This is a genomic window from Streptomyces sp. NPDC028298 (genome assembly GCF_055565895.1).
Window position 1 is genome coordinate 1,719,831 of the sequence record NZ_JBVHTL010000001.1, and the last position, 26,121, is coordinate 1,745,951.

The window sequence follows — 26,121 nt, forward strand, 5'->3', positions numbered from 1 at the left end:
CGATCTTCGGATGATCGATCGCGCGTCCGAATTGCACGGATTGTTACTCACCCCATCGTGATCATTCCCTAAAGGTCGACGGGTTTGATGCCGAAGACGTCTGTGACCTTGAAAGCACGGTTCGTCCTGGCTCGCCCCCCAGAGCCGGTCCCGTCCCGCTCCCGCACCCCAGGAGGCCTGGTGTCCGTTCTCCTCGAGCAGCCCGCAAGCCTGGTCGCCTACCGCCCGAACAAGCCGACCGCCATGGTGGTCGTGGCAGACCCCCGGGTCCGTTCCACCGTCACCCGCCATCTGTGGGCGCTCGGAGTGCGCGACGTCATCGAGGCGTCGTCCGTCGCGGAGGCCCGTCCCCGAATCGGCAACCCGCGCGACATCTGCGTCGCCGACGTCCACCTGCCGGACGGTTCCGGCCTCACCCTCCTTTCCGAAACCCGAGCCGCCGGCTGGCCCAACGGCCTCGCCCTCTCCGCCGCCGACGACATCGGCGCCGTGCGCAACGCCCTCGCGGGCGGCGTCAAGGGCTACGTCGTCACCGGCACCCGTACGAACGTCGGGCTCCCCACCCGGCCCGGCGCCGCGCCGATCGGCTCGGCCGCCGCCCGTATGCACCGCCGCCCCCCGGGTGCCCCGAGCCACCCGGGCGGCTACCGCGAACTGTCCGGACGAGAGGTCGAGGTCCTGCGACTGGTCGCGGAGGGCCAGTCGAACAAGGCCATCGGCGTCTCCATGGGCCTGTCCGCACTCACCGTCAAGAGCCACCTCGCCCGCATCGCGCGCAAGCTCGGCACGGGCGACCGCGCCGGAATGGTCGCCGTGGCCCTGCGGACCGGAATCATCCACTGACCCTCCGCCGCCCCCTCCTCCCCCTCCTTCCGATGCCTCGCACCGACACCGAGCGGTCTCCCCACCGCCCGGCCGGCCCCCGGCTCGTGAACCGCGTCTTGCGCTGACCTGACTGGTTTACGACCATCCGACGCCCGTCGACGGAACGTTCCGTCGACGGGCGTCGTCCATCCACGGATACTCTTGACAGGTGACCGACGCCCAAGAGACCGCAGCAGACAGCTCACTGCGAACCACCGGAGGCGGCCCTCCGGACGACGTCGAATCGGCGCCGACCCCATTGCTGGAGCCCCGAGAGGGCATCCCGCCGGTGATCGCCGACGAGGCCTCGCTCGCCGAGGTGATCGCCGCGTTCGCCGCCGGCACCGGCCCGGTGGCCGTCGACGCCGAGCGCGCGTCCGGCTACCGGTACGGCCAGCGGGCCTATCTGGTGCAGCTTCGCCGCGAGGGCGCCGGCAGCGCGCTCATCGACCCCGTCGCCTGTCCCGACCTGTCCGCTCTCGGCGAGGCGGTCTCCGGGGCCGAGTGGGTCCTGCACGCCGCCACCCAGGACCTGCCCTGCCTGCGCGGGATAGGCATGATCCCCACCACCCTCTTCGACACCGAGCTGGCCGGACGCCTCGCCGGGTTCCCCCGGGTGGGCCTCGGCGCCATGGTCGAGAGCGTCCTCGGCTTCGTCCTGGAGAAGGGCCACTCCGCCGTCGACTGGTCGACCCGGCCGCTGCCCGAGCCCTGGCTGCGCTACGCCGCGCTCGACGTCGAGCTGCTGGTCGACCTCCGCGACGCCCTGGAGAAGGAGCTCGACCGGCAGGGCAAGCTGGACTGGGCCCGGCAGGAGTTCGACGCGATCGCCCAGGCCGAGCCCGCGCCGCCGCGCAAGGACCCCTGGCGCCGTACGTCCGGGATGCACAAGGTGCGCCGCCGCCGGCAGATGGCCGTCGTACGGGAGCTGTGGGAGACGCGGGACAGCGTCGCGCAGCGCCGGGACATCTCGCCGGGCAAGGTGCTCGGGGACGCCGCGATCGTCGAGGCCGCGCTGGCCGTGCCCGCCAACGTGCACGCCCTGGCCGCCCTGAACGGCTTCGGGCACCGCATGGGCCGGCGTCAGCTCGAACAGTGGCAGGCCGCCGTCGACCGCGCGAAGGCGCTGCCGGACGCCGAGCTGCCGCAGCCCGGACAGCCGGTGACCGGGCCTCCCCCGCCGCGGGCCTGGGCCGACAAGGACCCGGCCGCCGCCGCCCGGCTCTCCGCCGCGCGGGCCGCCGTGTCGGCGCTGGCCGAGCGCCTGAACATGCCGCAGGAGAACCTGATCACGCCCGACACCGTGCGGCGCGTGTGCTGGGAGCCGCCCACGACGCCGGACGCGCAGTCCGTCGGCGCGGCGCTCACCGCCTGCGGGGCGCGGCCCTGGCAGGTCGAGCTGGTGACCCCGGAGCTGGTGACCGCGCTGTCGGTGAAGACGGTCTAGGCACCGGCCGACGATGCTTGTCGGCGCCTGAAGGGCGGCCCGGCCGCGACCGCGCCCTTGGGGTCCGCCCGGGCACGACTCAACCCTCGAAAGCCTCCCGATCCGATCGACCTCGGCTCGGGAGGCCTTTTCGTGGGCCCGTCCGGCGGAGCCGACCCGTCGAACGGGCGACGAGATCACGCCAAGATCCTGGGCCTCGGATCATGGCCGGTTCTCCTCGGCGTTCGCCCTTCCGGATGTGACCTTCGCCGCTCCCGCCCGCGGGACTGGGCAGGTTGGTTACTCGTAAGTAGCATGGGTGCTGAGCGCGCGCTCAGGCGTGTGTCCGCGCAGCAGTGCCATCCCGCATCTGGAGGAGAGCCATCGTGCCTCGTACCGTCAGGGACGTCGTCTTCGTCGACGGCGTCCGCACCCCGTTCGGCAAGGCGGGCCCGAAGGGCATCTACCACGAGACCCGCGCCGACGACCTCGTCGTGAAGGCCATCCGGGAGCTGCTGCGCCGCAACCCCGGTCTTGACCCCAAGAAGATCGACGAGGTCGCCATCGCCGCGACCACGCAGATCGGCGACCAGGGTCTGACCCTGGGCCGCACGGCCGGCCTCCTCGCGGGTCTGCCGCAGTCGGTCCCGGGCTACTCCATCGACCGTATGTGCGCGGGCGCGCTGACCGCCGTCACGAGCGTCGCGGGCTCCATCGGCTTCGGCGCGTACGACGTCGTCATCGCCGGCGGTGTCGAGCACATGGGCCGTCACCCCATGGGCGAGGGCGTGGACCCGAACCCGCGCTTCGTCAGCGAGAAGCTGGTCGACGAGTCCGCCCTGTTCATGGGCATGACCGCCGAGAACCTGCACGACCGCTACCCGACCATCACCAAGCAGCGCGCCGACGAGTACGCCGTGCGCTCGCAGGAGAAGGCCGCCAAGGCGTACGCCAACGGCAAGATCCAGCAGGACCTGGTGCCGATCTCGGTGCGCAACACCAACCCGGACGCCGGTGAGACGGGCTGGGGCCTGGTCACCGCCGACGAGCCGATGCGCCCGGGCACCACACTGGAGAACCTGGCCGGTCTGAAGACCCCGTTCCGCGTGCACGGCCGGGTCACCGCCGGCAACGCGGCCGGTCTGAACGACGGTGCGACCGCCTCGATCATCGCGTCCGAGGACTTCGCCCGCGAGAACGGCCTGCCGGTCAAGATGCGCCTGGTCTCGTACGCCTTCGCGGGCGTCGAGCCGGAGGTCATGGGCTACGGCCCGATCCCGGCCACCGAGAAGGCCCTCGCCCAGGCCGGTCTGTCGATCGAGGACATCAACCTCTTCGAGATCAACGAGGCCTTCGCCGTCCAGGTGCTCGCCTTCCTGGAGCACTACGGCATCGCCGACGACGACGCGCGCGTCAACCAGTACGGCGGCGCCATCGCCTACGGCCACCCCCTCGCCTCCTCGGGCGTGCGTCTGATGACGCAGCTCGCCCGTCAGTTCGAGGAGCAGCCGGAGGTCCGTTACGGCCTCACCACCATGTGCGTCGGCTTCGGCATGGGCGCCACGGTGATCTGGGAGAACCCGCACCACAAGGACGCCGGAGGCGACAAGTGAGCACCGCTGAACTCCTCAAGGGAGCGGCCGAGCTGTTCCCCGACGAGGTCGTGACCTCGGCGAACGTACGCCACCTCGACCTGCCGTTCGGTGCCGGGCGCTTCGCGCTCATCACCCTCGACAACGGCTTCGACCACACCAAGCCGACCACCTTCGGCCCGGCGTCGCTGGCGAACCTGGACATCGCCATCGACCAGGTCGAGCGGGAGGCCGCGGCCGGCGAGATCGTCGGTATCGGTGTCACCGGCAAGCCGTTCATCTTCGCGGTCGGCGCCGACCTCAAGGGTGTCGAGCTGCTGAAGCGCCACGAGGACGCGCTCGCCATCGGCAAGGGCGGTCACGAGGTCTTCAAGCGTCTGTCGGGCCTCGCGGTCCCGACCTTCGCGTACTACAACGGCGCGGCGATGGGCGGTGGCGTCGAGGTCGGTCTGCACTGCTCGTACCGCACCGTCTCCGCGGCCCTGCCGGCCTTCTCGCTGCCCGAGGTCTTCCTCGGTCTGGTCCCCGGCTGGGGCGGCTGCACGATCCTGCCGAACCTGATCGGCGCGGACAAGGCCGTCTCGGTGATCATCGAGAACTCGCTCAACCAGAACAAGCAGCTCAAGGGCGGTCAGGTCTACGACCTCGGCATCGCCGACGCGCTCTTCGAGGGTGCGGACTTCCTGGAGCAGTCGCTGCTGTGGACGGCCGCCGTCCTCAAGGGCGAGATCGCCGTCGAGCGCCCGGAGATCGACCGCGGCGAGGCCTGGGACCAGGCCGTCGCGCGTGGCCGTTTCATCGCCGACAGCAAGGTGCACGGGGCCGCCCCGGCCGCCTACCGCGCGCTGGACATCATCGCCGCGGCCAAGGACGGCGACCTCCAGAAGGGCTACGACGCCGAGGACGTGGCGCTCGCCGACCTGATCATGGGTGGCGAACTGCGCTCCGGCATCTACGCGTTCAACCTGGTCCAGAAGCGTGGCAAGCGTCCGGCCGGCGCGCCGGACAAGTCGCTCGCGCGTCCGGTCACCAAGGTCGGCGTCGTCGGCGCGGGCCTGATGGCCAGCCAGCTCGCCCTGCTCTTCCTGCGCCGTCTGGAGGTGCCGGTCGTCCTGACCGACATCGACCAGGAGCGTGTCGACAAGGGTGTGGGCTACGTCCACGCCGAGATCGACAAGCTGCTGCTCAAGGGCCGCGTCAACAAGGACAAGGCCAACCGCCTCAAGGCGCTGGTCTCCGGTGTGCTCGACAAGGCCGAGGGCTTCTCCGACGCGGACTTCGTCATCGAGGCCGTCTTCGAGGAGATCGGCGTCAAGCAGCAGGTGTTCGCCGAGGTCGAGGCGGTCGCCCCGGCGCACGCGATCTTCGCCACCAACACCTCCTCGCTGTCGGTCACCGAGATGGCGTCGAAGCTGAAGAACCCCGAGCGGGTCGTCGGCTTCCACTTCTTCAACCCGGTCGCGATCCTCCCGCTCCTGGAGATCGTGCGCGGCGAGCAGACGGACGACGCCTCGCTGGCCACGGCGTTCGCCGTCGCCAAGAAGCTGAAGAAGACCGCGGTCCTCACCAAGGACGCCCCGGCGTTCGTCGTGAACCGCATCCTGACCCGCTTCATGGGCGAGATCCAGAACGTCATCGACGAGGGCACGCCGGTCGAGGTCGCCGAGAAGGCCATCGAGCCGCTCGGCCTGCCGATGTCGCCGCTGGTCCTGCTCGAGCTGGTCGGTCCCGCGATCGGTCTGCACGTCTCGGAGACCCTCAACCGGGCCTTCCCGGACCGCTTCACGGTCTCCCCGAACCTCGCGGCCGTCGTCAAGGCGGGCAAGCGCGGCTTCTACGTCTACGACTCCGGCAAGCCGGAGCTGGACCCCGAGGTCGCCGCTCTCCTCAAGCAGGGCGACGTCGTCCTGACCGAGGAGCAGGTGCGGGACCGCGTCCTCGACGCGGTGGCCCAGGAGATCGGCCTCATGCTCGACGAGGGCGTCGTCGCCGAGGCCCAGGACATCGACCTCTGCCTGATCACCGGCGCGGGCTGGCCCTTCCACCTGGGCGGCATCACGCCGTACCTGGACCGCGAGGGCGTCTCGGAGCGGGTGACCGGGAAGCGGTTCCTGGAAGCGGGCGTGGCGTCGGTTCCGGCGTAACGGCCTGACGGCTCGAAGAAGAGGGCCCCCGCCACTGGGCGGGGGCCCTCTTCTCGTTCTCGCGTGCCGCGTCGGCGGCGCGGCACGAGCGGCGGCCGGTGTCCGCCGCTCGGCATACGGGCCGTCAGGCCGCGTCGACCCACTCCGTCATCGCCGTGCCCGGCGACGTCAGCGCGCCGACCGGGCCCGCGGGTCCGAGCGCGGCCGCGGACACCCGGCCGAGGGCGTCGACGGCCTCGAACACGCGCTCGCAGTTGCCCCCGCCGCGGTGCACGAAGAAGTCCTCCACCCGGGCCTCGTGGACGGGCTCGACGGTGAAGCCCCGGCGCATGGTCGCGATGATCTCGTCCACGGCCTGGTCCACGGTCCGGCACACCGGACCGAAGCCGTCCTCGGAGAGGTTGAAGTAGCCGCGCTTGTAGTGCCGCCCGTAGAAGTCCTCTTCGTCGAAGGGCACGTGGACGAGCGGGATGCCCATGTAGGCCACGTCGAAGAAGACCGACGAGTAGTCGGTGACCAGGAGCGAGCACTCCTTCATCGCCTGCTGGACGTTGCGGGCGCGCGGGTCGGCGACGTGGATGGAGGGCGAGGAGAACTGGAAGGTGTGCAGGTAGGGCCGGATCTCGTAGTGCGGGAAGAACTCCAGGTCCACGCCGAAGTGTTCGAGGGCCCGGCCCAGCCGGGGGTCGGACAGCAGCGTCCGGTAGAACCGGTAGTACTCGGACTGGGTGAAGTTGCTCTGCGTGGCTCCGGAGGACTTCTTGTAGGAGGCCGTGACGATCCACTGACGCCAGGTCGGCATCAGCAGGATGCGGGGCTTGTCCCGCGGTTCGCGCCGGAGGGCGTCGAAACGCGGGAAGCCCACGGGCTGGGCCCGGTCGCCGTAACCGGCCTCCTGGGCCATGAACTCGCGTTCCTGGCGACCCGCGGTGACGAGCACGTCGTAACTGGCGATGCGCTGGTCGGCGCCGGAGGTCACGTCGTTGTAGGTGACGCCGTGCTGGAGGAACACCCGCTGGTACTTGATGAGTTCGCCGAACCGGTGCAGGAACAGCGCCTTCTTGTAGCCCTCGGGAACCAGGTAGGACTCCGAGTCGTAGGAGCCGATGAGCTTCGTCGCGTGCAGCAGGTACATCCGGTGCTTGAAGGAACCCAGCTTGAGGACGTTGCCGTACGGGGCGACCTTCGCGTAGTCGGCGGACTTGGCGTCGATGACGTAGTACGCCTTGCGCCGCTTGCGGTTCTGCCTGATCCACTTGAAGAAATGGTACGAGTTGTCCTGCGCGGTGTCGGAGCGCTCGCCGATCAGCCAGATCTCCTTGGAGTTCAGGAGCGGGTAGGTCAGCCAGTAGGCGAGGCGCATCCGCCACCCGGGGTTGCGCGTCCTGAGGATGCGCAGCTCACGAGCGGCCCGCCACGAGGCGTGCCGGATCCGGGCGAGGGGACCGGAGTCGACCATGCGCAGATGCAGGGCGTCCTGGGCTCCGATGGTCAGCATGTAGCGGTAGGGGCCCAGTCGGCCCGGCCCCTTGAAGCGGTGCAGGGCGAGGCGCGCCTTCATCACGACGTTGCGGTGCCGGGTTCCGTCGGTGCGGTGCACGCGCAGCCGGAAGTCTCCGACGCCGAGGCCGTCGCGGGACAGTGCCGTGGCGGGGATCTCGGCGTACCAGCCGGCGTAGAGGTCGCGGCCGTTGCGGGCGTTCGACAGGTCGCGCCGGTAGACCTGGGTGAGGGGGACGACGGTCTTGTCGTCCTTCGTCTGGTAGACGAGCTCGAGCCGGTTGTCCATCGGTCCGCTCAGGTCCATGCCGGGGAAGGCCATGCACCCTTCGAGGACCAGGACGTCGCCCCGGGTCCGGACGCTCTCCACCACGACGTTGGGGTCCTTCACCCGGGCCGAGCAACTGGGGAGGGTGCCGCCGGGGAAGGTGCGGTAGAAGCCCTCGTCGTCCACCTCCACCAGCGGCGGAGCCGCGGCCAGGGCCGGTTCGGGATCGCAGAACAGCTCGAAGTTGCCGGTCCTGGCCGCGTAGTGGTCGAGCTGCTGGGCCGGACTGGCGACGAACTCGACGATCACGTCGTCGGGGATCTGCGCGTAGTGGCGGTGGATGTCGGGGAACATCTCGGCGAGCTGCGTACGCCCCATGACGTTGCGGGCGTTGCACAGGAAGCCCTTGTACGTGCGGGTGGCGTAGCGCTGGAACATGCGGCGGATCTCGGGGCGCTCCCCGGCGCTGAGATCCAGCAGGAAGTGGTTGAGCCGCAGGTGGTCGCGGTAGTTGGCGGGCTTGCTCCACAGCGAGTCCATGATGGACGAACCGTCGGGGCGGCCTCGGTACCAGTAGACGGGCCGGTCGACGAGGCTGATGGACCGCGCGCGCAGCATCGCCGGCAGGGTCAGCCAGGCGTCCTCGAAATGCACGCCCTCGCCGAAGCGCAGCCCCAGACCGCGCAGCAGCCCGGTGCTGAACAGCTTGTTGCAGGCCGAGCCGCTGAAGATCATGTCGGGTATCTCGGCGAAGTCTTCGAACCGGCGGTCGCCGTGGCCGAAGTACTCCTTCCACGGACCGTAGGGCCGGTCGGGGAAGTTGACGAGGTCGCCCATGACGACCTCGGAGCCGTCCCTGCGGGCGGCCTCGGTCATGGCGGCCAGGGCGTCCTCGCCGAGGATGTCGTCCGAGTCGAGGAAGGTGACGTACGGGGCGACGACCTGGTCGAGTCCCGTGTTGCGGGCGTTGCCCAGGCCGCCGTTGATCTGGTGGATGACGGTGACGTTGGCGTAGTGACTGGCGAAACGTTCCAGCATCTGCGGCGTCTCGTCGGTGGCCCCGTCGTCGACCAGGATGACCTGGGTCTCGGCGAAGCCCCGCTGGGCGGCGAGGGAGCCGAGGCAGTCGTCGAGGTACTTCTCGACGTTGTAGCAGGGCACGACGACCGCGAGCTCGAAGCCGCGGGGAAGCTGACGGATCGGCGGGTGGACACGGTCGCGCCACCACATCCACGGGGCGTTCGGGTCGCTCTGTTCGGACTCGAAGCTGCGTCGGCCGGCCGTCGCGGACCGGAAGGCCAGGTTGCCGCTGACCGTGCGGTAGCCCTCGCGCTCCTCGCCCTCGTGGGTGAAGGACAGGCCCTCCAGGACGACGTCACGCACGTTCAGGGCGGAACGGGAGCGGCTGCGGTTCCACTCGACGATGACCGAGACGTTCCACACCGTGCTGTCGGAGGCATCGTCACCGAGCAGCCGGGAGAGGTCGGCCCGGCCCGAAAAGGCCACCAGGCGCTCGTCGACGGAGACCTCGGGGACCGGGACCACGACGTCCTGCTTGGTGTGCCGGTTGCGGACGGCCAGGGACAGCGAGAGGGAGTCGCCGGCGCCGATCCGCCCGAAGCGGTTGACGAGCTCTCCGTCGTACGTCAGCTCCGTGCCCTCGACTCGCCAGCCGTTGAGCTGGGCGAAGAGCGGGATCTGCGACACCGTGGCGGCGGCCAGGTCCAGTTCGGTCACATCCAGCATGCGGCGGGCGCCCGGCAGATGGAGATGGTCGGCCGACCAGTAGACCCGGCCGTCCTCCTCGACCATGTGGGAGGAGAAGACGCTCTTGCGCTGGGTGTAGTCCAGCGTGGTCAGGGCGGCCTCGATCTCCTCGTACATGAGGAAGTAGCCGCGCACCCGGTCCACGGGGCCGCACAGCTCGAAGGCCTCACCGCTCAGGGAGAACAGGTAGGAACTGACCAGGTCGGCGAAGCGCTGCTGGAACTCGGCGTCCCCCTCGGCGAGGGCCCGCATGTACAGGCGCAGGTCATGGGTGAGGAACTTGGCGTCCTTGCGGACCTTGAGCGACCACAGGCCCCGCTCCAGCAGGAACTGGTCCGTGGCCCGGTGCACCGCGATGCGGTCCGTGATGCTGCGCAGTTCGCCGGTGCGGCCGGTGATGGAGGCGCCGTCCGTCTCCCACATCCAGCGGTAGACGGGGTCGGTGATGACGGTGATGCCGCGGGCGAGGCAGCCCGCGACCGTGGAGAAGTACGTGTCCTCGTAGAAGACGCCCTCGGGGAACCACACCCCCGCCGAGCGCAGGAACTCCACGCTGTAGAGCTTGGCGGCGGCGATGGGGTCGGAGAGCAGGAGCGGGAACTCCTCCAGTCCTGGGACGGTACGGCCCATCGCGTAGACCTCCGGCGCCCAGGGGGCGGAGTCGCCGGTGTCCCGGTTGACGCGCAGGGCCTTGCCCGCGGTGATGTCACTGCCGCTCTCCAGGGCCGCGGCGACGAGGCGTTCGCAGGCACGGGGCGGCAGTTCGTCGTCGGCGTCGAGGAACATCACCCAGCGTCCGGCGGCCTGGGCGATGCCCCAGTTGCGGGGGGCGCCGACACCGCCGCTGTTCTCCTTGCGGCGCAGCACCCGCACGCGCGAGTTGTGGCCGGCGAAGTTGGCGACCACCTCGATGGTGCCGTCGGTCGAGGCGTCGTCGACGACGATGACCTCGACCAGTTCGTACGTCTGGTTCACGGCGGACTGGAGTGCCTTGCCGATGGTCGTGGCCGCGTTGTACGCGGGGATGACCACGGTGACCCAGGAGTTGTCGCCGTCCTGCACCTGTTGCATCTGGGTTTGCCCTGCGCTGGTTCTCATCGGGAGTTCTTCCAGGCCCCCGGTGCTCCGTGCCGCTCGTCGGGGAACGCCGCCCCGAACCGGTCGAGCGGCATGGTGTCGCCGTGCGGGCTGGGGATGTGCGGGAGTGCGTCGGTCGGGTGGAAGGGATCGTGGTTCTGCGCGTAGGAGTCCGGCTGCGGGTAGGCCCAGAACTCGGGGTCGTCCTCCGGCCGCGGCGCGGGGTGGTGCTCGTCCGCCTGCGGGCCTTCCTGCGTGGCTCGGCGGTGGCGGCCCCGGTGCATCTGCGGGGCGATGGTCCCGCCGGTGGCCGGGGCGAGGCTGAGCTCCTCCATGACGCGGGTGAAGTCGCGGGTGGAGAGCAGGAACTTGTACATGATGACGAGCTCGAAGAGCATCAGCAGAGCGGCCGAGACCACGGTGGTCCACAGGATCTGCCCGATCAGCGGGCCCACGATGAAGATGAACATCTGGAACTCGATGCCGCTGATCAGGTGGGGACGGATCCGCGTACGCAGCATGGCCCGGCGGAGGCGTGTGTACCAGGGGAACTGGTCACGGAACTGTTCGTGCAGGTCGACCACGTTCGGGGCGGCGGCCTCCTCGCGCAGGGTCTCGGCGGAGGCGTGGGGGTTGTCCCGGAGCAGGTCTTCCATGAAGACGACCTGCGGACCCTGCACCTCGGCGCGGGCGTCCCGCTCCGCCTGCTCGGCCGCCGCGCGCTCCCGCGTGACCTTCTCGATCTTCGTACGCATCGACTGGCGCATCTTGAAGATCTGCAGCGCGTCCACGTAGCGCAGCATGTCGAGGAAGACGACGCCGAGGGCGGCCACGAGGTAGCGCTCGTCGTCCGTGCGCAGGAACTGACCGCCCATCAGGGCGAGGGCGCAGAACAGCACGCGGATGCGGTCGAAGACGTAGTCGAGCCAGCCGCCGAAGACGCTTCCGTTGCCCTTGAGGCGGGCCAGCTTGCCGTCGATGCAGTCGAGGATGAAGCTCACGTGGTACAGGAGGGCGCCGAGCAGCAGCGAGTCGCGGTCGCCCTTCAGGAAGAGGGCGGCCGACCCCATCCCGATGACCAGCGCGGCCCAGGTGACCCCGTTCGGGGTGATGAACCGGAAACGGGCGAAGACGAGCAGCAGTCGCGTGGCGACGGGGTCGACAAGAAGGACCGTCCACCAGGCATCGCGCTTCTTGCAGGTCAGTTTTTGGACAGCCCGCAACGATAGCCTGGCCATAACCCCTCAGTCATCCACGAGACAGGACGAAGTACCCCGTAGCTGCTTGCATGCATCCCAGGGGGGCTCACAGGCAAGTCCGCGGATTCACAGGATCACCACAAGAGCGACCTGAACTTTAACAACCCTTCACCTGCTTATCGACGCACATTTACCCCTGGTTAACCGCGACGTTGATCACAGGTTCCCCATACAACCATTTTCGATCTTCACGCTCCGCAGCCGCCGACGCCGGTCGAGAACAGCGCCCCGCACTTCCGCGCCAGACCACGCCAAAACGGCGTACAGCATCCCAAAAGGCGCACAGTCGAGAACAAGCCATCCGACCCGCCGTCGGCGCGGCCGGGTCAGCCGCTCGCGGGCCGCCAGCCGTCGAAGGAAAGGCCGGTCCCGGTCTCCTGACGACGGGTCAGCAGCAGCCGGCCGCCGGGGGCCCGGGTCGCGACGGTCAACTGTCCCGCCCGGCTCACGGCCACGGCGGGCGCGCCGATGGAGGGCGCGCCGAGGTCCTGCCACCACACGCCCACGTCGGCCCGCCCCTGCGGGTACACGCCCGTCACGCACGCGCCGTGCGCGTCCCGGCGGACCAGCACCGAGTGGGCCCAGCCGTCCAGCTCGACACCCCCCGCGACGGCCGGCGGCCCCTCCCCCTCGGCGTCACCGAGTGTGCAGGGGGCCGGGGCGCCGGGACTCCAGGACGAGGCGTCGCCGGTACGCGGATCCCGGAAGAGCACCGCGCCCGGTTCCGGGGCCGGGGCCAGGGTGCCGGGGCGCACGTCGAACGGGACGGTCCGGTCCTCGGTCCAGGCGCCACCCGGTCCCGTGTACCAGCGCACCACGGCGGCCGTGTCGCGCGCCCGGGCGAAGACCTCGACCCCGCCGTGACCGGCCGTCACCGCGAGCAGTTCGTCGGAGACCCGGGTGCCCCCGAGATGCTGCCACCCCGTCCAGCTTCCGTCCGTCGAACGGCAGCGATAGCTGATGCTGTGCCCGAAGTTGCGCACGAACACGAAGAGCCGGCCGGTGGCGTCGAACGCGGCCGTGGGGAACCCGACCTCACGTCCCTTGCGCCACGCGCCGACGTTCGGGCCGCCGAGCGAGTGCCAGGGTGTCAACGGCCGTCCGGTGCGGTACTGGGCCGCGTGCACGACCTCGATGTGCACCTCGCCGGCGCCCCGGGTGGTCCGGCGCAGCGCGAACAGGTGCGGCATCCCGTGCGGATCCCGCACCACGGCGAGTCCCGGCAGCAGACCGTGGCCCTCCACCACCTCCGGTCCGTGCCACGCCCCGCCGGGCACCTCCTCGTACCAGCGCGCCACACCCGCGGCCGTGGGCAGGAAGGCGGTCAGCCGCCCGTCGAGGCCGGCGGACAGCCAGTTCACGGGCACCGGGTGGCGCCGGGCGGCGGCGATCCCGAGCAGCGGGTCCGCCTCCCCGCGACGGCAGTCGACGAACAGCGGCCGTCCCGTCCGGCTCTGCAGGGCGCGGGCCGCCGCGAGCGCGAGCGCGGCGGTCTCTGCGTGCGCGGGCGGCACGTCGTACGACGGCACCCCGCTCGTGTCGTCGATGGAGCGGTGAATCGGGTCGGGGTCCAGCGTGTGCAGCCGCTCCGGGCCGATCGCGGCCAACTCCTCGGTCAGCGACGCCACGGCGTCCGCGCCGTCGGCGTCCACCACGCGCGGACCGCCCGCCGTCGTGCAGCCGCGTGAGACGGCCGCCGACAGGGCACGGTCGAGCGCCGTCCGTTGCTCCTTCGTACCCGCCCGCAGACAGACCACGGCGATCTCGGCGCCCGGTTCTTCCCGGTCCACGAGGGGCACGGCGGCGGAGGGTTCCGGGACGACCACGGCGACCACATGGCCGCGGCCGCCCGGTGTGTCACCCGGGAGGGTTGCGGCTCCCGGCCCGCGGTCGGACTTTCGCCTCATGTCCTCACGTCCCTCGGCACGGAAGCGGATCCCGGCGCGGTCATATGCGGATCCAGTCGCCCAGCGTCAATCCCGGACCGTCCTCCTGACGGGCCAGGGTCAGTGTGCCGTCCGCGCCCACGGCGAGGACGACGACCCGCCCCCGCCCGTCGCGGGCGAGCACGGGGTCGCCCTGGCAGACGGTGCCCGTGTCGGTCCACCACACCCCGTTGCGCTCGTCCTCCGCGACGCAGACGCCCAGCACGATCCGGCCCCAGGCGTCCCGGTGCGCGAGCACGGTGCAGGGGTATCCGTCGACGGTGGTGGCGAGTGCCGCGTGCCGTCCGTCGCCGGGGTTCCCGCCGATGGGCACCGGCCATTCCCCAGGACGTACGGCGACGATGCCACCCCCGGGCAGATCGGTCAGGTAGTAGGTCACCCGTCCGGGAGAGGTCTCCACCGCCGCCACCGAGCCGGGCAGCGGCACCACGTCGAGGTCGTGACCGCGTTCCAGCGCCGCACCCGGGCTCCCCTGGTACCACGTCAGGGCACCGGTGGAGGTGGGGGCGAGGAGCTCGACGTGCCCCGCGGAGGTGGCGACGGCGGCCGGGACGTCCAGGGCGGCGGTCACCCTGAGGTCGAGCCACGGCTCCCAGCGGCCCTGCGCGTCCTCGCGCCGCATCGCCACATGGCCCTCGGCGGTGGCCACGAAGACATGGAGCGCGCCGGCCGTGTCCACCGCGGCGGTCGGCGCACCCATCTGCGGGGTGCGCTCGCGCTTGCCGTGCGGGTTTCCGACCGACCGCCACTCGCTCAGCGGGCGGCCCGCCTGGTACTGGATCGCGTAGACGAGGTCCACCGCGGGGGGACCGTCGCCGCCGTCACGCACCCGCCGGCCCAGGAGCTGGGCGTAGCGGTTGCGGCCCTGCACGACCGTGAGTTCGGTGACCCCCTCGGCGGGCAGGACGTCCGGGCCGTTCCAGTCGGGGCCGCCGGGGCTTCGTTCCGTCCAGCGCAGCACGGCCTGGTCCACATGCGCGTACGCGATGAGCCGACCGTCGTGCCCCGGCACGAGCCACGGCCCCGACAGCACGGCGGGGAGCCTGCCGGCACCGCCCGGTTCCCCGCCTTCGGCCGACCGCTGCCGTCGCGCGCCTTCCCGCGCGGTGTCGGCCCTCATGTCCGTCGTCGTCCTTCCCATCGGTGCGGCCCGCGACCGCACCGGTCCATCACTACGTCATACGTGCACTGCCGCCGCGCGGCTGCAAGTGCGGCGGGCTCACCGATCCCCGCCATGAGCGGGGCGTGCGACGGCCGCCGGCCTCGGGCCGGCGATCACGCGTCCGAACCCGAGCAGGCCCGGTCCCGGCCCCGCCGGGCAACGGCGGGGCCGTGGTGTCCGTCATGGCCTCAGCGACGGGCCTCCGGGTGGCGGCGGCACCAGCCGTCCCACGCCGAGGTCACCATCGCCCGGGCGTCGTACCGCGCGCTCCAGCCGAGTTCGGCGCGAATGCGGTCGGCCGACGCGACGACACGCGCCGGGTCGCCGGGCCTGCGCGGGGCGGAGACGGGCGCGGCGTCGGCTCCGTAGCCGGTCACCTCGCCGATCAGCGCGATCATCTCGCGCACGGAGACACCCTCGCCGCGGCCGATGTTGACCGTCAGATCACTGCCGGGCTCCCTGGTGGACAGGGCGCGCGCCGCGGCCAGATGCGCGGAGGCGATGTCGTCGACGTGGATGAAGTCACGTACGCAGGTGCCGTCCGCCGTGTCGTAGTCGTCGCCGAAGACGACCGGCGCGGCTCCCTGGGTGAGCTTCTCGAACACCATCGGCACGAGGTTGAACACCCCGGTGTCCGCGAGGTCTTCGCGTGCCGTGCCGGCGACGTTGAAGTAGCGCAGGCACGCGGTGGCCATACCGTGCGCGCCACCGGCCGCCCGGACCAGCCACTCCCCCGCGAGCTTCGTCTCGCCGTACGGGTTGACGGGCGCGCAGGGCGTGTCTTCCGTGACCAGGTCCACGTCGGGCATGCCGTACACGGCCGCCGAGGAGGAGAACAGGAAGCGCTCGACGCCGGCTTCCGCGGCGGCCTCCAGGAGGGTGGTCAGGCCCTGGACGTTCTCGCGGTAGTAGTACAGCGGCCGCTCGACCGACTCCGCGACCTGCTTCTTCGCCGCGAGATGAACGATGCCGGAAATGCCCAGTTCGGGCAGAGTTCGACGGAGGAGATCCGCGTCCAGCACGGAGCCCTTGACGAAGGGCACCCCGTCGGGGACGCGTGCGGGGTCGCCCGTGGAGAGGTCGTCGTACACGGCGACACGCTCGCCGGCCGCGAGCATGGCGCGCACGACATGGGCCCCGATGAACCCCGCACCGCCGCTGATCAGCCAAGTCATAGACTGCATACTATTCATTTGGTGTTTGTTTACAAATCCATCACCTCTTGTTCATAACGTGACCATCGGCTTACAGTGCGGGACCGACCGCGCGCCACGGACCGGCCCCTCCCCCACCCGAGTCCTCGAGCCATCGACATCGCCCGTACCAGGGCACAAGCAGCTAGGACCCGGACCAGGATGAGTCATGCCCCGACGCCCCCGCCCATCGCGACCGACGCTCCGTCAAAGGACGGCGGCGGACGGAGGGGAGGCAAGCGCGAGCGCAAAGGCGGTCGCAGGACCGGCCGGAAGATCCTGCTCGGTCTGGCCGTCCTCGTCATCGCGGCCGGCGGCACCGGCTACTGGCTCTACAGCGACCTCGACGGCAACATCAAGGCCGTCGACCTCGACAAGGCCATCGGGGACGACCGGCCGGCGAAGCTGCCCACCTCCGGGCAGAACATCCTCGTCCTCGGATCCGACTCGCGGGCCGGGGCCAACGCCGCCCTCAAGACGGGCCATGTCTCCGGGGCGCGTTCCGACACCGCGCTGGTGATGCACATACCCGAGGGCCGCCGGGAGGCCGTCGCGGTCAGCATTCCGCGCGACACCCTGGTGACCCGCCCCGAATGCACCAGGGCCGACGGCTCGAAGGTGCCCTCCGCCCGGCGCGTCATGTTCAACTCCATCTACTCGCAGGTCGGTTCGGCCTGCGTGGTGAAGACCGTGGAGAAGATCTCCGGGATCCGCATGGACCACTACATGGAGATCGACTTCGCCGGCTTCAAGGGCCTGGTCGATGCGATAGGCGGCGTGAACGTCACCGTCGCCAAGGACATCCACGACAGCTCCAGCGGCCTCGACCTCACCGCGGGCACGCACCGGCTGAACGGCACGCAGTCCCTGGAGTTCGTACGGACCCGGCACGGGATCGGCGACGGCAGCGACCTCGGACGCATCGGTCTGCAGCAGCAGTTCATGACCGCGCTGCTCTCCGAGATCAAGAAGCAGGACCTGCTGGGCAGTCCCACGAAGACGTACAAGATCGCCGACAGTCTGACCCAGGCGCTCACCACCGACTCCGACCTCGCCTCGCTCACGGCGCTCGCCGACTTCGGCCGGAGCATGAACGGCGTCGACCCGTCCACCATGGAGACGATCATGCTCCCGGTGGCGTACGACAAGGTCGACCCGAACCGCGTGGTGGCGGCCGAGCCGCAGGCGTCGGCCCTCTGGAAGGCGCTCCGCACCGACTCCGTCATCCCCGAGTCGGCGAAGAAGTCGCCCGCCACCGGCGGGAGTTCCTGACCCACGGCGACGAATGGGCCCGGCCATCACCTGAACAGGTGGTGGCCGGGCCCTTGTTCGTGTCAGCGCCGAGTCGTGTCAGACCGCGCGCCAGGCCTCCAGGGCTATGCCCGGCTCGTCCTTGCGCCGGGTGACGCGGAGTTCACCGGTCCCCGGGGAGAGCGTCGCGGCGACCACCCGCCCCTCCTCGTCCTCGGTGAGCGCCAGCAGCGCGTCGGCGGGGAGTTCGGGACCCGACTCCGTCCACCACGCGCCCGCCGACTCGTCCTCGGTCGGGTACGCGGCGAAGGCCACTCGGCCGCTCGCCGCGCGCTGGGCGAGCAACGTGCAGTCGTGGCCGTCGAGTTGACAGCGGATCACCCGGACGGGACCCGGGCCGGCCGACGTCAGCAGGGTCACGGGCCGGGTGCCGGGACGCCAGGCGCACACGTCGCCCGATTCGTCGGTGAAGAACAGCGTCGTCGCATCGGCGGAGGTGGCGAGCGCCTGCAGGGTGTCCGGGCGGACCGGTGCCTCCAGCGCCTCGTCCAGGGCGGGTTCCGCGCCCGCCTCCGCCTGGCTCCAGTGCAGCACGCCGCCGGGGACGGCCGCGTACAGCTCGACACGGCCGGACATCCCGGTCACGGCCGCCAGGTCGCCCCGGACGTCGTGCCCCTTGAGGTCGCGCCAGGGCCCCCAGCCGCCCTTCTCCTTCTGGGCGATCATGCTGACTCCGCCGCTCTTGTTGCGCACGAAGACATGGGCGCGCCCCTGCGCGTCGACCGCGACGGCGGGGTTGCCCGTCCGGCCCCCGGTGCGGTCCGGGTGACCGATCGGGTTCCAGTCCAGGGCGGCGAGATCGGGCCGGAAGTGGGTGGAGTGGACGAGACCCGACTCGTCCCTGACCGTCGGACGCCAGGAGACCAGATGGGTGTAGCGGTCGGGGCCCTGACCGAGGGCCAGTACGGAGTGCAGGCGCTGTTCGCCCCCCACGGTGCGGGGCGGGTCCCAGAGGCCGCCGGGTCCGCGCTCCGCCCGGCAGCGGACGGTGGCCTCCGACAGCAGGTACGCACTGAGCCTGCCGTCGCGACCGCGTATGAGCCAGTCGACGTTCACCGCTTCACCTTAATCGGGGGCGGACCGCCCGGTGATCCGGGGCGGCCCACCGGACCGGCCCCTTCCCCCGTCAGCGGTTCACAGGCGCTTGGCGCTGCGCAGCAGCCCGGCGTAGAAGCCGTTGCCGTCGATGCGCGAGGCACCGCCCTTGTCGCCCATGGTCGGCCCGTTGACCTCCTTGCGGCTGGAGATGAAGACGCGGTGACCGTCGGTGTCGACGCCCAGGTACAGGGCGACGTGGTCCAGGTGGTTGCCGGTGCGGTGGTCCATCTTGAAGAAGAGGAGGTCACCGGGCTGGACGACGTCGATGTTCTTGGGGCGCGTGTACCAGGGGGACGGTCCGGAGAGCTTCAGGATGTCGACGCCGATGTCCGAGCGGGCCATGCCGTCGGCGCTGCGCGGCAGTCCGTCGCCGGAGGAGTTCGTCGCCATCAGCGGGTAGCGGGCCCGGTAGCCCCAGACCATGCGCATGAACCCGGAGCAGTCGAGGGCGCGGTAGCGCTCCTTGCGCGCCACCATCGAGGTGCCGTCGCGGAAGGTGTAGTTGATGCCCAGGTAGTCGTAGAAGTCGTTCTGTTCGAGGCGGTCGACGCCGTCCTCCTTGAAGGGGCCGAAGACGGCGTCGCCCGCGTACGGGACACCCTCGTCGTCCTTCTTCACGGGTGCGCCGTCGACGTACTGGAAGGCGATCGCGAAGATGTCGTCGGCCTCGCTGCCGTAGTACTCCTTGAACCAGTCCTTGAACCACTTCTCCTTCTCGGCGCCCTTGCGCCAGGCCTCGGGCATCAGGCGCACCCAGTCCTGGGTGACCACACGGGACTGGGTGTTGGCCGGTTCGGTGAAGGTGCGGGACGGGCCCCGGAGGGTCGCGGTGCGGGCGCCGTCGGTGAAGGTGGCGAGGATGTCGCCGTTCTCGCCGCGCAGCACGGAACGCGTCGGGTTGTTCAGACGCTCCCAGGTCTGCTTCCCGGTGGCCTTGCCCGAGTTCTCGAGGTCGGGCTTGTCGGTGACGGCCTGCACGGCCGGGACCTTCGCCTCCTCGTCCTTGCGGAGTTCGAAGGTGAAGAACGCGCTGCCCGCGAGCAGCGCGATGACCGTGGCAGCGTGGAGGACGGGGCGGCCTTTGCGCTTCGGCATGGTGACGGCTCCAGGGATTGCGGGAAGGGCGGGCGGCTCAGGCGGAGGGCATGGCGCCGAGAAGGATCCCGGCGGTCAGCACGACGTACGTGGCGAGCGTGACCGTGCCGGTCGACAGCAGCGTGGCTCCCTTGGGCTGACGCACGAGCTGGTAGCCGACGAGACCGGGGACGATGAATCCGAGGGTCTGGTTGGCGTAGAGCAGCGGGAACTCCATCTGGAGCACGATGATCACGGTGGCCTGGATCAGGACGCCGCTCAGCACGACGGCCGCGAACAGCCGCTTGCCGTAGAGGATCACGAAACGCTGGAGCAGCAGCGTGGTGACGTACGTCAGAACGGTGACGCCGACGACCAGCGCGGCGCGCTGAAGGTCCTCGATGAGGGTGAGCGCCAGCCAGCCCGGGGTGATCATGCCGCCGGGCGAGAGGTTGGTCGTGAGGTAGCAGATCAGCGAGAACATCAGGCCCAGGCCGATGCCGATCGCGGCGATCTCGGGGGTGAGGACGGAGGGGATCAACGGGGCTCTCCTGGGCTGTGCCACTGCTGGGTGTCGTCGGTGGGCTGTGCGAGGGGGACGCGGGGTTCGAAGAGGCCCCGGGACCGGGGCTGTTCACCCGGGCCGGGCGGCGTCGGAGGCGTGGCGGCGGGTTCCCGCGCCGGCTCGGGCCAGGGCTCGCGGGCCTGCTCGGGCGGGTGCACCGGCTCGGGCCGGTACGCCCGCTCGGGCTGCCGGTACGGCTGCTCCGGCCGGCCGCTCGGGTGCGGACGCTCGGCCTGGGCGCCCTGGTACGGCTGCTCGGGACCGCCGCTCCGCCGCGGCAGCTCGGCCCGGCCGCTCCGGTACGGCTCCTCCGGCCCGCCGTTCGGCTGCGGACGCTCGGTCCGGCCGCCCTGGTACGGCTGTTCGGGCCGACCGCCCGGGTGCGCCTGCTCCGGCTGGTGCGACTGCTGCCGGGCGACCTGGTGACCTGCCGGCTGACCTGTCTGCTGACCGGGCTGCTGGGGATGTTCGGGACGTGCCCGTCGTCCGGCCTGCTGCGGGTACGGGTCGTCCGCGCCGCGCTGGACCGGGACCTCGGGCCGGGGCGCGTACCGGGTCTCGTACGCCTCGGAGTACCGCTGGTAGGGGTCGATCCGCGGGGCGTAGAGCTGAACGGTCTCGACGTGCTCGCGCACGGCCGGCGCGGGCCGCGGCGCGTCGGCCGCCGGGCCGGCGGCGGCGCGGGGGCCGCCGGTCGGCGCGTACGCGTCCCGGCTCCCGGCCGCGCGGTCGTCCGCACCGGCGCCGGCGCTGTCGTCCGCGCTGTCGTCCGCGCTCTCGTCCGCGGGGAGTTCGGCGAGGTGCTCGAGCAGGTGCTCGCCCTGGCCGTGGATGTTGCCGATGGCCACGAGCGAGGTGTCCGCGCCGAGCTCTCCGAGCAGCAGGGCCATGAACTCCTCGGCCTCGCGGCGGTCGCCGCCGAGGTCGACCGCGCGGGAGCGGTACTCGGCGGGGATCGCGTCGATGGCGCTCTTGGCCGGGTGGCCGATCACGAAGACCTTGTCGGGGTCCAGCTCGGGGATGATCTCGCCCATCTGGCCGTTGCGCTCGACCCGGTCGGGACGGCAGTTGATGACCACGTTGAGCGGGCGGTGGATCGCGCCGAGGTCGAGGAGCTGGTTGATGTTCATCAGCGTCGACTCGGGGTCGTTGGCCGCGAAGACGTTGGCGAAGCGGAGCTTCTTGCCGTCCTCGGTGACATACCGCTCGACGGAGAGGACACCGGGGTCCGGCGGCGCGTCGTACATGCCCTGGAGGGCCGTCTGCCGCTCCACGCCGAGGAGTTCGGCGACCTTGAGCGCGATCGCCACGTTCTCCTTGAAGGTGAACCAGCTGAACCCGCGCAGCTCCTCGTCCGAGACGGTCTCGGGGTCGGCGTAGATCAGCTGGCAGTCACGCGAGTCGGCCTCCTCCTGGAGGATGTCGAACCGGTCCTTCTCCGCGGTGACGCAGATGCCGCCCTCCGGCATGGAGCGGGAGAGCGAGCGCGCCACGTCGTCGAGGGTCGGGCCCATCTCGGCGAGGTGGTCCTCACGGACGTTGCACAGGACGCCGATCGTGGAGCGGATCAGCTTGGACTGGTTGATCTCCTGGAGGGCCGGCATGACGGCCATGCACTCGATGACCAGGGCGTGCGGGTTGTACGCGGCCGCGCGCCGGACGATGCCGATCTGCTCGACGACGTTGGCGATGCCGAACTTGCGGTAGACCGGCTCCTCGGTCGCGTCGGGGTGGATGAACCGGGCCGCCGTACCGGTGGTCTTGGCGACCGTGGTCAGCCCGCCGCCGCGCAGCGCGCCCGCGCAGAGCCGGGTGATCGACGACTTGCCGCGGATGCCGTTGACCAGCACGCGGGTCGGGATGTTGTCCAGGTTGGTGAAGTGCCGCCGCTGTTCGACGATGCCCGCCACCAGCAGGATCGCGCAGCACACCATCAGGACGGTGTAGAGGAAGAGCACGGCCGATCAGTTCCTTACGTGCTGCTGGTGAGCGGTGTCCGGTGCGCCGCGGCGCGGGGACGGCTGCTGTCTGCGCTGTCCCTGGAGCTGCTGGCGGACGAGCTCCAGGGAGCGGGTGACCGCGCCGACCTCGTCGTGGTTGCGCGGGAACAGGACGGTCTTGCGGTCCCCGTCGGCCAGTGCCTCGGCCTGTCCGGCCAGGGCGCGCAGCGGCCGGGCCACGACGATGTGCATCCAGCCGAGGCAGGCGGCGGCCGCCGCGGCGCCCAGCAGTCCGGCGAGCACCGTGCGGTGCTGCACGTCGTACTCGGGGATGGCGAGGCGGTCCGCGGGCTGCCAGCTCACGACGGTCCAGCCGAGCTGCTTGGCCGCGCCGCCTCCCACGAAGGGAGCCGCGGCGGCGATCTGTACGCCGTCCTCGCGGTAGAGGACGCCGGCGGCGTGGGCGGACTTGCCGACCTTCTGGCCGGACGCGGAGACCAGGTCCTGCAGGCGCTCGCTGGGCAGCGACTGGAAGGCGAGGTAGCCGGTGTTGCCCGCGATGACCTTGCCGTGGTCGTCGACGAGGCGTACGACGCCGAGTCCGGGCCGCTTGAGCACCGAGTTGAGGAAGTCGAGCCGGAACTCGCCCACCAGCGCCGATCCGTCGCGGCCGGGGATCTCGGCGGTGCCGACCACCAGCGGTTTCTTGCCGCCCTGGCCGAGGAGCTGGATGGGGTCGGCGGTGGCCGGCTTGGGCCGGGCCACGCGGGGCTTGTCGCCGACCCGGGCGACCACGTCGCCGGAGGCGTCGACGACGTAGAGCGACTGGTAGCGCAGGTGCTGGTTGAGCGTGCGGTCCAGCACCGTCGTCATGTCCTCGGGGCTGGTGCGGTCGCCGATCAGTGTGGCCACGGACTGGAGGTCGGCCTCGCCCTCGTTGAGCGCACGGCGTACCCGGTCGGTGAGCGTGTCGGTGCGTTCGCGCTGGTCGTTCACGAGCTGCTGCGGTACGACGACGGTGCCGTCGGCCCGGTTGAGGAGGAGCAGCAGCGGGGCCGACCAGGCGAGCAGCAGGACGGCGCACAGGGCGAGGAGTCCGCGGGTGCCGATGCGGCGCAGGCCGCGCGGTGCCGCGGGGGCGTCGCCCGGCTCGGCGGGTTCGCCGAGGAGCTGGCCGCGCAGTCGCTCCAGGGCCGTGCCGATCCTGCGCGCCTCGCCGTAGCCGGGGACGCCGACCGGGCGGGTCAGGTCGCCGCGGGTGAGGCGGCGCGACTCCAGGAAGAGCCGGATGAGGGGCCGCTGGACGGTGCCGAGCAGCACGGCGACGGCGAGGCCGCCGATGAGCAGGAGGGCGCCGGCGGCGATCAGTCCGAAGACGGGCGAGGTGGAACGGGTGGGGTCCTCGGCGACCTTCACCACGGCGACCACGGTGAGGCCGAGGGCGGTCGCGGTGGTGGTCTCGCCGGGCTCGGTCGGGGCGAGATCGGCGTATCCGCCGACGGACCGGTCGCTGAGGAAGGTGCCGCCGATCAGGCTGCCGCTCACGCCCAGGTAGCCGCCGGAGCCGGGCTCCTTGCTGCTGAGCGGGTGCTGCGCGGCCCTGGCCGCCGCGGTCTTCGCGAACGACTTGAGCTGCTTGGTGGAGGCGGCCACCTCCTCGCGCTGGAGGTCGGTGAGGACCTGCTCGGGCTCGGGGATGCCGTCGCTGCTGAGGATCGTTCCGGAGCGGTCCACGACCGCGATCGAACGGAACTGGCCGAGGCTGATGCCGGGGAACTTGAGGCTGTTGGAGGCCACGAGGAGGAGCTGGGGCTTGCCCGGCCAGGACAGCAGCGCGAAGGACAGCAGCCGGACCTCGCCGTTCTCCAGGCGCACCATGCGGGGCGCGAGGCCTCCCTCGTCGCCGAGCGTGGACCGGTCGAGGGAGGTCAGCGGGACGGTCTCGCCGCGGGTCGCGACGAGCTTGCCCGACTTGATCTCGATGATCGCCGTACCCATCCACTTCTGGTACGTGTTGCCCAGTTTGTCGAGCACGGTGTCGGCGGAGACGGGGGCGCCGGCGCTGAACAGGGCGGCCGAGCGGTCGAGGTCGGTCACCGACTCGTCGATGGAGGCCCGCAGGGCGATCGCGCCGTCCTCCGCGAAGTGCTGCTGCGAGGTCTGGACGGCCTTGGGCACCCCGCTGCCGCCGGCCGGGCCGAGCACGAGTGCCGTGACGGCCGCGAGGGAGAGGAGCAGCGCCGACAGGACCGCTATCGGCGGTCGTATGCCGCCAAGCAGCGACATATCAGCTCTGCGGCGAGCACGGTGCTGCCGGGCCGGGGGCGATGACGCCAACGGACTGGTCCTCTCAAGCGGTTGTACGGGCGAGACGAGCGTGGGGTCGATCCGCTCGTGGACGGGACGCGGGTTGCGGGTGCGACGCGGGGACACGGACGGGAAACCTGTGTCTCTGCGGCGTGTCAGACACGCGGAACTGTCAAGAAGTTGTGCGGATCCAAAGTGATCTGGGCAACAGCCGAATCGGGATGAACACCTTCGTTCGCTTTCAGCGGGTTTCGGATCCGGGCGGACGCTTCACCCCTGCGGCGACAGCGGCCCGGACGCCGTCCGGCGCCCGGCCCGGGTCGGGCCGGGCGCCGGACGGGACGCCGGGTGATCTCAGCCGGGCAGCTCCGTCAGGGGCTTCAGTCCGTCCTTCGCCGCGCCGCGGTTCAGCATGGTCCCCTCGGTCCGCTCGAAGGCCAGCCGGAGCCGGGACCGCTCCTGGTCGCTCAGGTCGTCCCGCTTGAGCTCGGCCGCCACGTCCACCAGCCGGTAGTCCTCGACCTGGCCCTTCGCGGGTTCGGCCGGGGTGCCGTCCGCGCCGACCTCGGGGTCCGGCGGGATCTCCACGAGGGTGGGCTCGTAGCGGGGCTCGACGTCCCACGTGCCCCCGCGCTCGGTGAAGGTGAACCAGCCGATCACCCCCTCCTCGGTGAGTCCGGTGGGCACGTCGTGGCGGGCCACCTGGTTGCCGAGGCCGTACGCGATCCAGGTGCCGTCGACCTTCTCCATCGGCTGCACGACGTGCGCGTGGTGCCCGATGATCAGGTCGATACCGGTCTTGCGGGCGAGCTCGCGGGCGAACTTGAGCTGCGGGGTCGAGGGGTTCGGGTGGTGCTCACGGCCCCAGTGGATCGAGAGGATGACGACCTCGGCGCCGGCCGCGCGGGCCCGCTTCTCGGCCGCCTGGATCCTGCCCAGGTCGTTCTGGTTGACCAGCCACGGCTTGTCCTTGGGCAGCTCGTGCGCGTTGAAGCCGAAGGCGAAGGAGATCTGCGCGACCTTGACGCCCTTGACGTCCATGATCAGCGGCGTGAGCGAGTCCTTCTTGGTGCGGAAGGAGCCCGTGTGCTTGAGGCCCGCGGCGTCCAGCGTGTCCAGGGTGTGCTTCACACCCTCGTACCCGTGGTCGATCGAGTGGTTGGAGGCGGTAGAGCAGGTGTCGTAGCCGACGTCCTTGATCGTCCCGGCTATCTGCGGCGGGATGAGGAAGTTCGGGTAGCTCTCGAAGGGGCCCTTCGGCGTGCCGATCACCGGCTCCATGTGGCAGATCGCCAGGTCGGCCTTGCTGATCACCGGCTTGATCCCGGCCATGAGCGGACCGAAGTCGAGACCGGCGACACCGCGGCCGGTCTCCTTGGCGTCGGCCGTCGCCTGGTCGATGAGCTGAGGATGGATCAGAATGTCACCCGCCGCGGCCACGGTGAACGAGCGTCCGCCGCCCTTCGACGCCGATCCCGAGTCGTCACCGCCCCCGACGAGACCGCATCCCGCCAGTGCGGCGACGAGGACGAGGGGGGCCAGGAAGGCGGGCAAGGTGCGGCGGTAACGGCGTCTGGTCACCGAGATATCTTGATACAACCATGAGAGCAAACGGCTCCAGAACGATA

16 protein-coding genes are annotated in these 26,121 nt (G+C 70.9%); 5 read left to right on the forward strand and 11 right to left on the reverse strand.

The genetic code is table 11. The annotated features are described in order from the left end of the window. Nucleotides 1–180 precede the first annotated feature (180 nt). The 4 genes from ACZ4TO_RS07505 (at nucleotide 181) to ACZ4TO_RS07520 (ending at nucleotide 6,026) form a co-directional block, all read left to right on the forward strand. Nucleotides 181–843, forward strand: a complete 663-nt coding sequence (locus ACZ4TO_RS07505) for a response regulator transcription factor (protein WP_019073943.1) — start codon at nucleotides 181–183, stop codon at nucleotides 841–843. A 190-nt stretch (nucleotides 844–1,033) separates the two neighbouring features. Further along, nucleotides 1,034–2,311: a ribonuclease D gene (locus ACZ4TO_RS07510; protein ID WP_382788685.1), complete on the forward strand. Its 1,278-nt coding sequence runs from the start codon at nucleotides 1,034–1,036 to the stop codon at nucleotides 2,309–2,311. 365 nt (nucleotides 2,312–2,676) lie between these two features. Further along, nucleotides 2,677–3,903, forward strand: coding sequence for a thiolase family protein (locus ACZ4TO_RS07515; RefSeq protein ID WP_382788687.1), 1,227 nt, complete (start codon nucleotides 2,677–2,679; stop codon nucleotides 3,901–3,903). Beyond that, the gene (locus ACZ4TO_RS07520; RefSeq protein WP_385040884.1) at nucleotides 3,900–6,026 is read left to right on the forward strand and encodes a 3-hydroxyacyl-CoA dehydrogenase NAD-binding domain-containing protein; all 2,127 of its coding nucleotides are present in this window, start codon (nucleotides 3,900–3,902) and stop codon (nucleotides 6,024–6,026) included. The genes ACZ4TO_RS07515 and ACZ4TO_RS07520 overlap by 4 nt, the downstream gene beginning before the upstream one ends. A gap of 124 nt (nucleotides 6,027–6,150) precedes the next feature. Here ACZ4TO_RS07520 and ACZ4TO_RS07525 read toward each other — a convergent pair whose 3' ends face one another. The 5 genes from ACZ4TO_RS07525 to galE all read right to left on the reverse strand — a co-directional run bounded on the left by ACZ4TO_RS07525 (nucleotide 6,151) and on the right by galE (nucleotide 16,180). Next, nucleotides 6,151–10,632, reverse strand: coding sequence for a bifunctional glycosyltransferase/CDP-glycerol:glycerophosphate glycerophosphotransferase (locus tag ACZ4TO_RS07525; RefSeq protein WP_468023681.1), 4,482 nt, complete (start codon nucleotides 10,630–10,632; stop codon nucleotides 6,151–6,153). 23 nt (nucleotides 10,633–10,655) lie between these two features. After that, a complete protein-coding gene (locus ACZ4TO_RS07530) occupies nucleotides 10,656–11,876 on the reverse strand; it encodes a CDP-alcohol phosphatidyltransferase family protein (RefSeq protein WP_468023682.1) in 1,221 nt (406 codons plus the stop codon). Nucleotides 11,877–12,223: 347 nt separating this feature from the next. Beyond that, a complete protein-coding gene (locus ACZ4TO_RS07535; protein WP_468023683.1) occupies nucleotides 12,224–13,804 on the reverse strand; it encodes a DUF8189 domain-containing protein in 1,581 nt (526 codons plus the stop codon). A gap of 40 nt (nucleotides 13,805–13,844) precedes the next feature. Continuing rightward, on the reverse strand, nucleotides 13,845–14,963 hold the full coding sequence (locus ACZ4TO_RS07540; RefSeq protein ID WP_468023684.1) for a PLL family lectin: 1,119 nt from the start codon (nucleotides 14,961–14,963) through the stop codon (nucleotides 13,845–13,847). 230 nt (nucleotides 14,964–15,193) lie between these two features. Next, the gene (gene galE / locus ACZ4TO_RS07545; protein ID WP_468023685.1) at nucleotides 15,194–16,180 is read right to left on the reverse strand and encodes a UDP-glucose 4-epimerase GalE; all 987 of its coding nucleotides are present in this window, start codon (nucleotides 16,178–16,180) and stop codon (nucleotides 15,194–15,196) included. Nucleotides 16,181–16,360: 180 nt separating this feature from the next. Here galE and ACZ4TO_RS07550 point away from each other — a divergent pair, with 180 nt between their 5' ends. Continuing rightward, nucleotides 16,361–17,470, forward strand: coding sequence for an LCP family protein (locus tag ACZ4TO_RS07550; protein WP_468023686.1), 1,110 nt, complete (start codon nucleotides 16,361–16,363; stop codon nucleotides 17,468–17,470). 78 nt (nucleotides 17,471–17,548) lie between these two features. Here the strand turns inward: ACZ4TO_RS07550 and ACZ4TO_RS07555 are convergent, their stop codons facing one another. The 6 genes from ACZ4TO_RS07555 to ACZ4TO_RS07580 form a co-directional block, all read right to left on the reverse strand. Further along, the gene (locus ACZ4TO_RS07555; protein WP_468023687.1) at nucleotides 17,549–18,565 is read right to left on the reverse strand and encodes a hypothetical protein; all 1,017 of its coding nucleotides are present in this window, start codon (nucleotides 18,563–18,565) and stop codon (nucleotides 17,549–17,551) included. 78 nt (nucleotides 18,566–18,643) lie between these two features. Then, nucleotides 18,644–19,702, reverse strand: a complete 1,059-nt coding sequence (locus tag ACZ4TO_RS07560) for an NlpC/P60 family protein (protein ID WP_382788698.1) — start codon at nucleotides 19,700–19,702, stop codon at nucleotides 18,644–18,646. A gap of 37 nt (nucleotides 19,703–19,739) precedes the next feature. Continuing rightward, nucleotides 19,740–20,222, reverse strand: a complete 483-nt coding sequence (locus tag ACZ4TO_RS07565; protein WP_037621835.1) for a poly-gamma-glutamate biosynthesis protein PgsC/CapC — start codon at nucleotides 20,220–20,222, stop codon at nucleotides 19,740–19,742. After that, complete coding sequence (gene pgsB, locus ACZ4TO_RS07570; RefSeq protein WP_468023688.1) at nucleotides 20,219–22,204, reverse strand: poly-gamma-glutamate synthase PgsB; 1,986 nt, start codon at nucleotides 22,202–22,204, stop codon at nucleotides 20,219–20,221. The genes ACZ4TO_RS07565 and pgsB overlap by 4 nt, the downstream gene beginning before the upstream one ends. Before the next feature lie 6 nt (nucleotides 22,205–22,210). Then, nucleotides 22,211–24,472 carry a HAMP domain-containing protein gene (locus ACZ4TO_RS07575; RefSeq protein WP_385040855.1) on the reverse strand — a complete coding sequence of 754 codons (2,262 nt, stop codon included), beginning with the start codon at nucleotides 24,470–24,472 and terminating at the stop codon, nucleotides 22,211–22,213. Between the two features lie 375 nt (nucleotides 24,473–24,847). Beyond that, the gene (locus tag ACZ4TO_RS07580; protein WP_382788705.1) at nucleotides 24,848–26,074 is read right to left on the reverse strand and encodes a CapA family protein; all 1,227 of its coding nucleotides are present in this window, start codon (nucleotides 26,072–26,074) and stop codon (nucleotides 24,848–24,850) included. Nucleotides 26,075–26,121 lie beyond the last annotated feature (47 nt).

What these genes read in the sequence shown, in the direction of transcription:
- galE (WP_468023685.1), bottom strand. Translation starts at nt 16,180, where the DNA reads ATGACTTGGCTGATCAGCGGCGGTGCGGGGTTCATCGGGGCCCATGTC.
- ACZ4TO_RS07575 (WP_385040855.1), bottom strand. Translation starts at nt 24,472, where the DNA reads ATGTCGCTGCTTGGCGGCATACGACCGCCGATAGCGGTCCTGTCGGCG.
- ACZ4TO_RS07550 (WP_468023686.1), top strand. Translation starts at nt 16,361, where the DNA reads ATGAGTCATGCCCCGACGCCCCCGCCCATCGCGACCGACGCTCCGTCA.
- ACZ4TO_RS07540 (WP_468023684.1), bottom strand. Translation starts at nt 14,963, where the DNA reads ATGAGGGCCGACACCGCGCGGGAAGGCGCGCGACGGCAGCGGTCGGCC.
- ACZ4TO_RS07535 (WP_468023683.1), bottom strand. Translation starts at nt 13,804, where the DNA reads ATGAGGCGAAAGTCCGACCGCGGGCCGGGAGCCGCAACCCTCCCGGGT.
- ACZ4TO_RS07560 (WP_382788698.1), bottom strand. Translation starts at nt 19,702, where the DNA reads ATGCCGAAGCGCAAAGGCCGCCCCGTCCTCCACGCTGCCACGGTCATC.
- ACZ4TO_RS07530 (WP_468023682.1), bottom strand. Translation starts at nt 11,876, where the DNA reads ATGGCCAGGCTATCGTTGCGGGCTGTCCAAAAACTGACCTGCAAGAAG.
- ACZ4TO_RS07525 (WP_468023681.1), bottom strand. Translation starts at nt 10,632, where the DNA reads ATGCAACAGGTGCAGGACGGCGACAACTCCTGGGTCACCGTGGTCATC.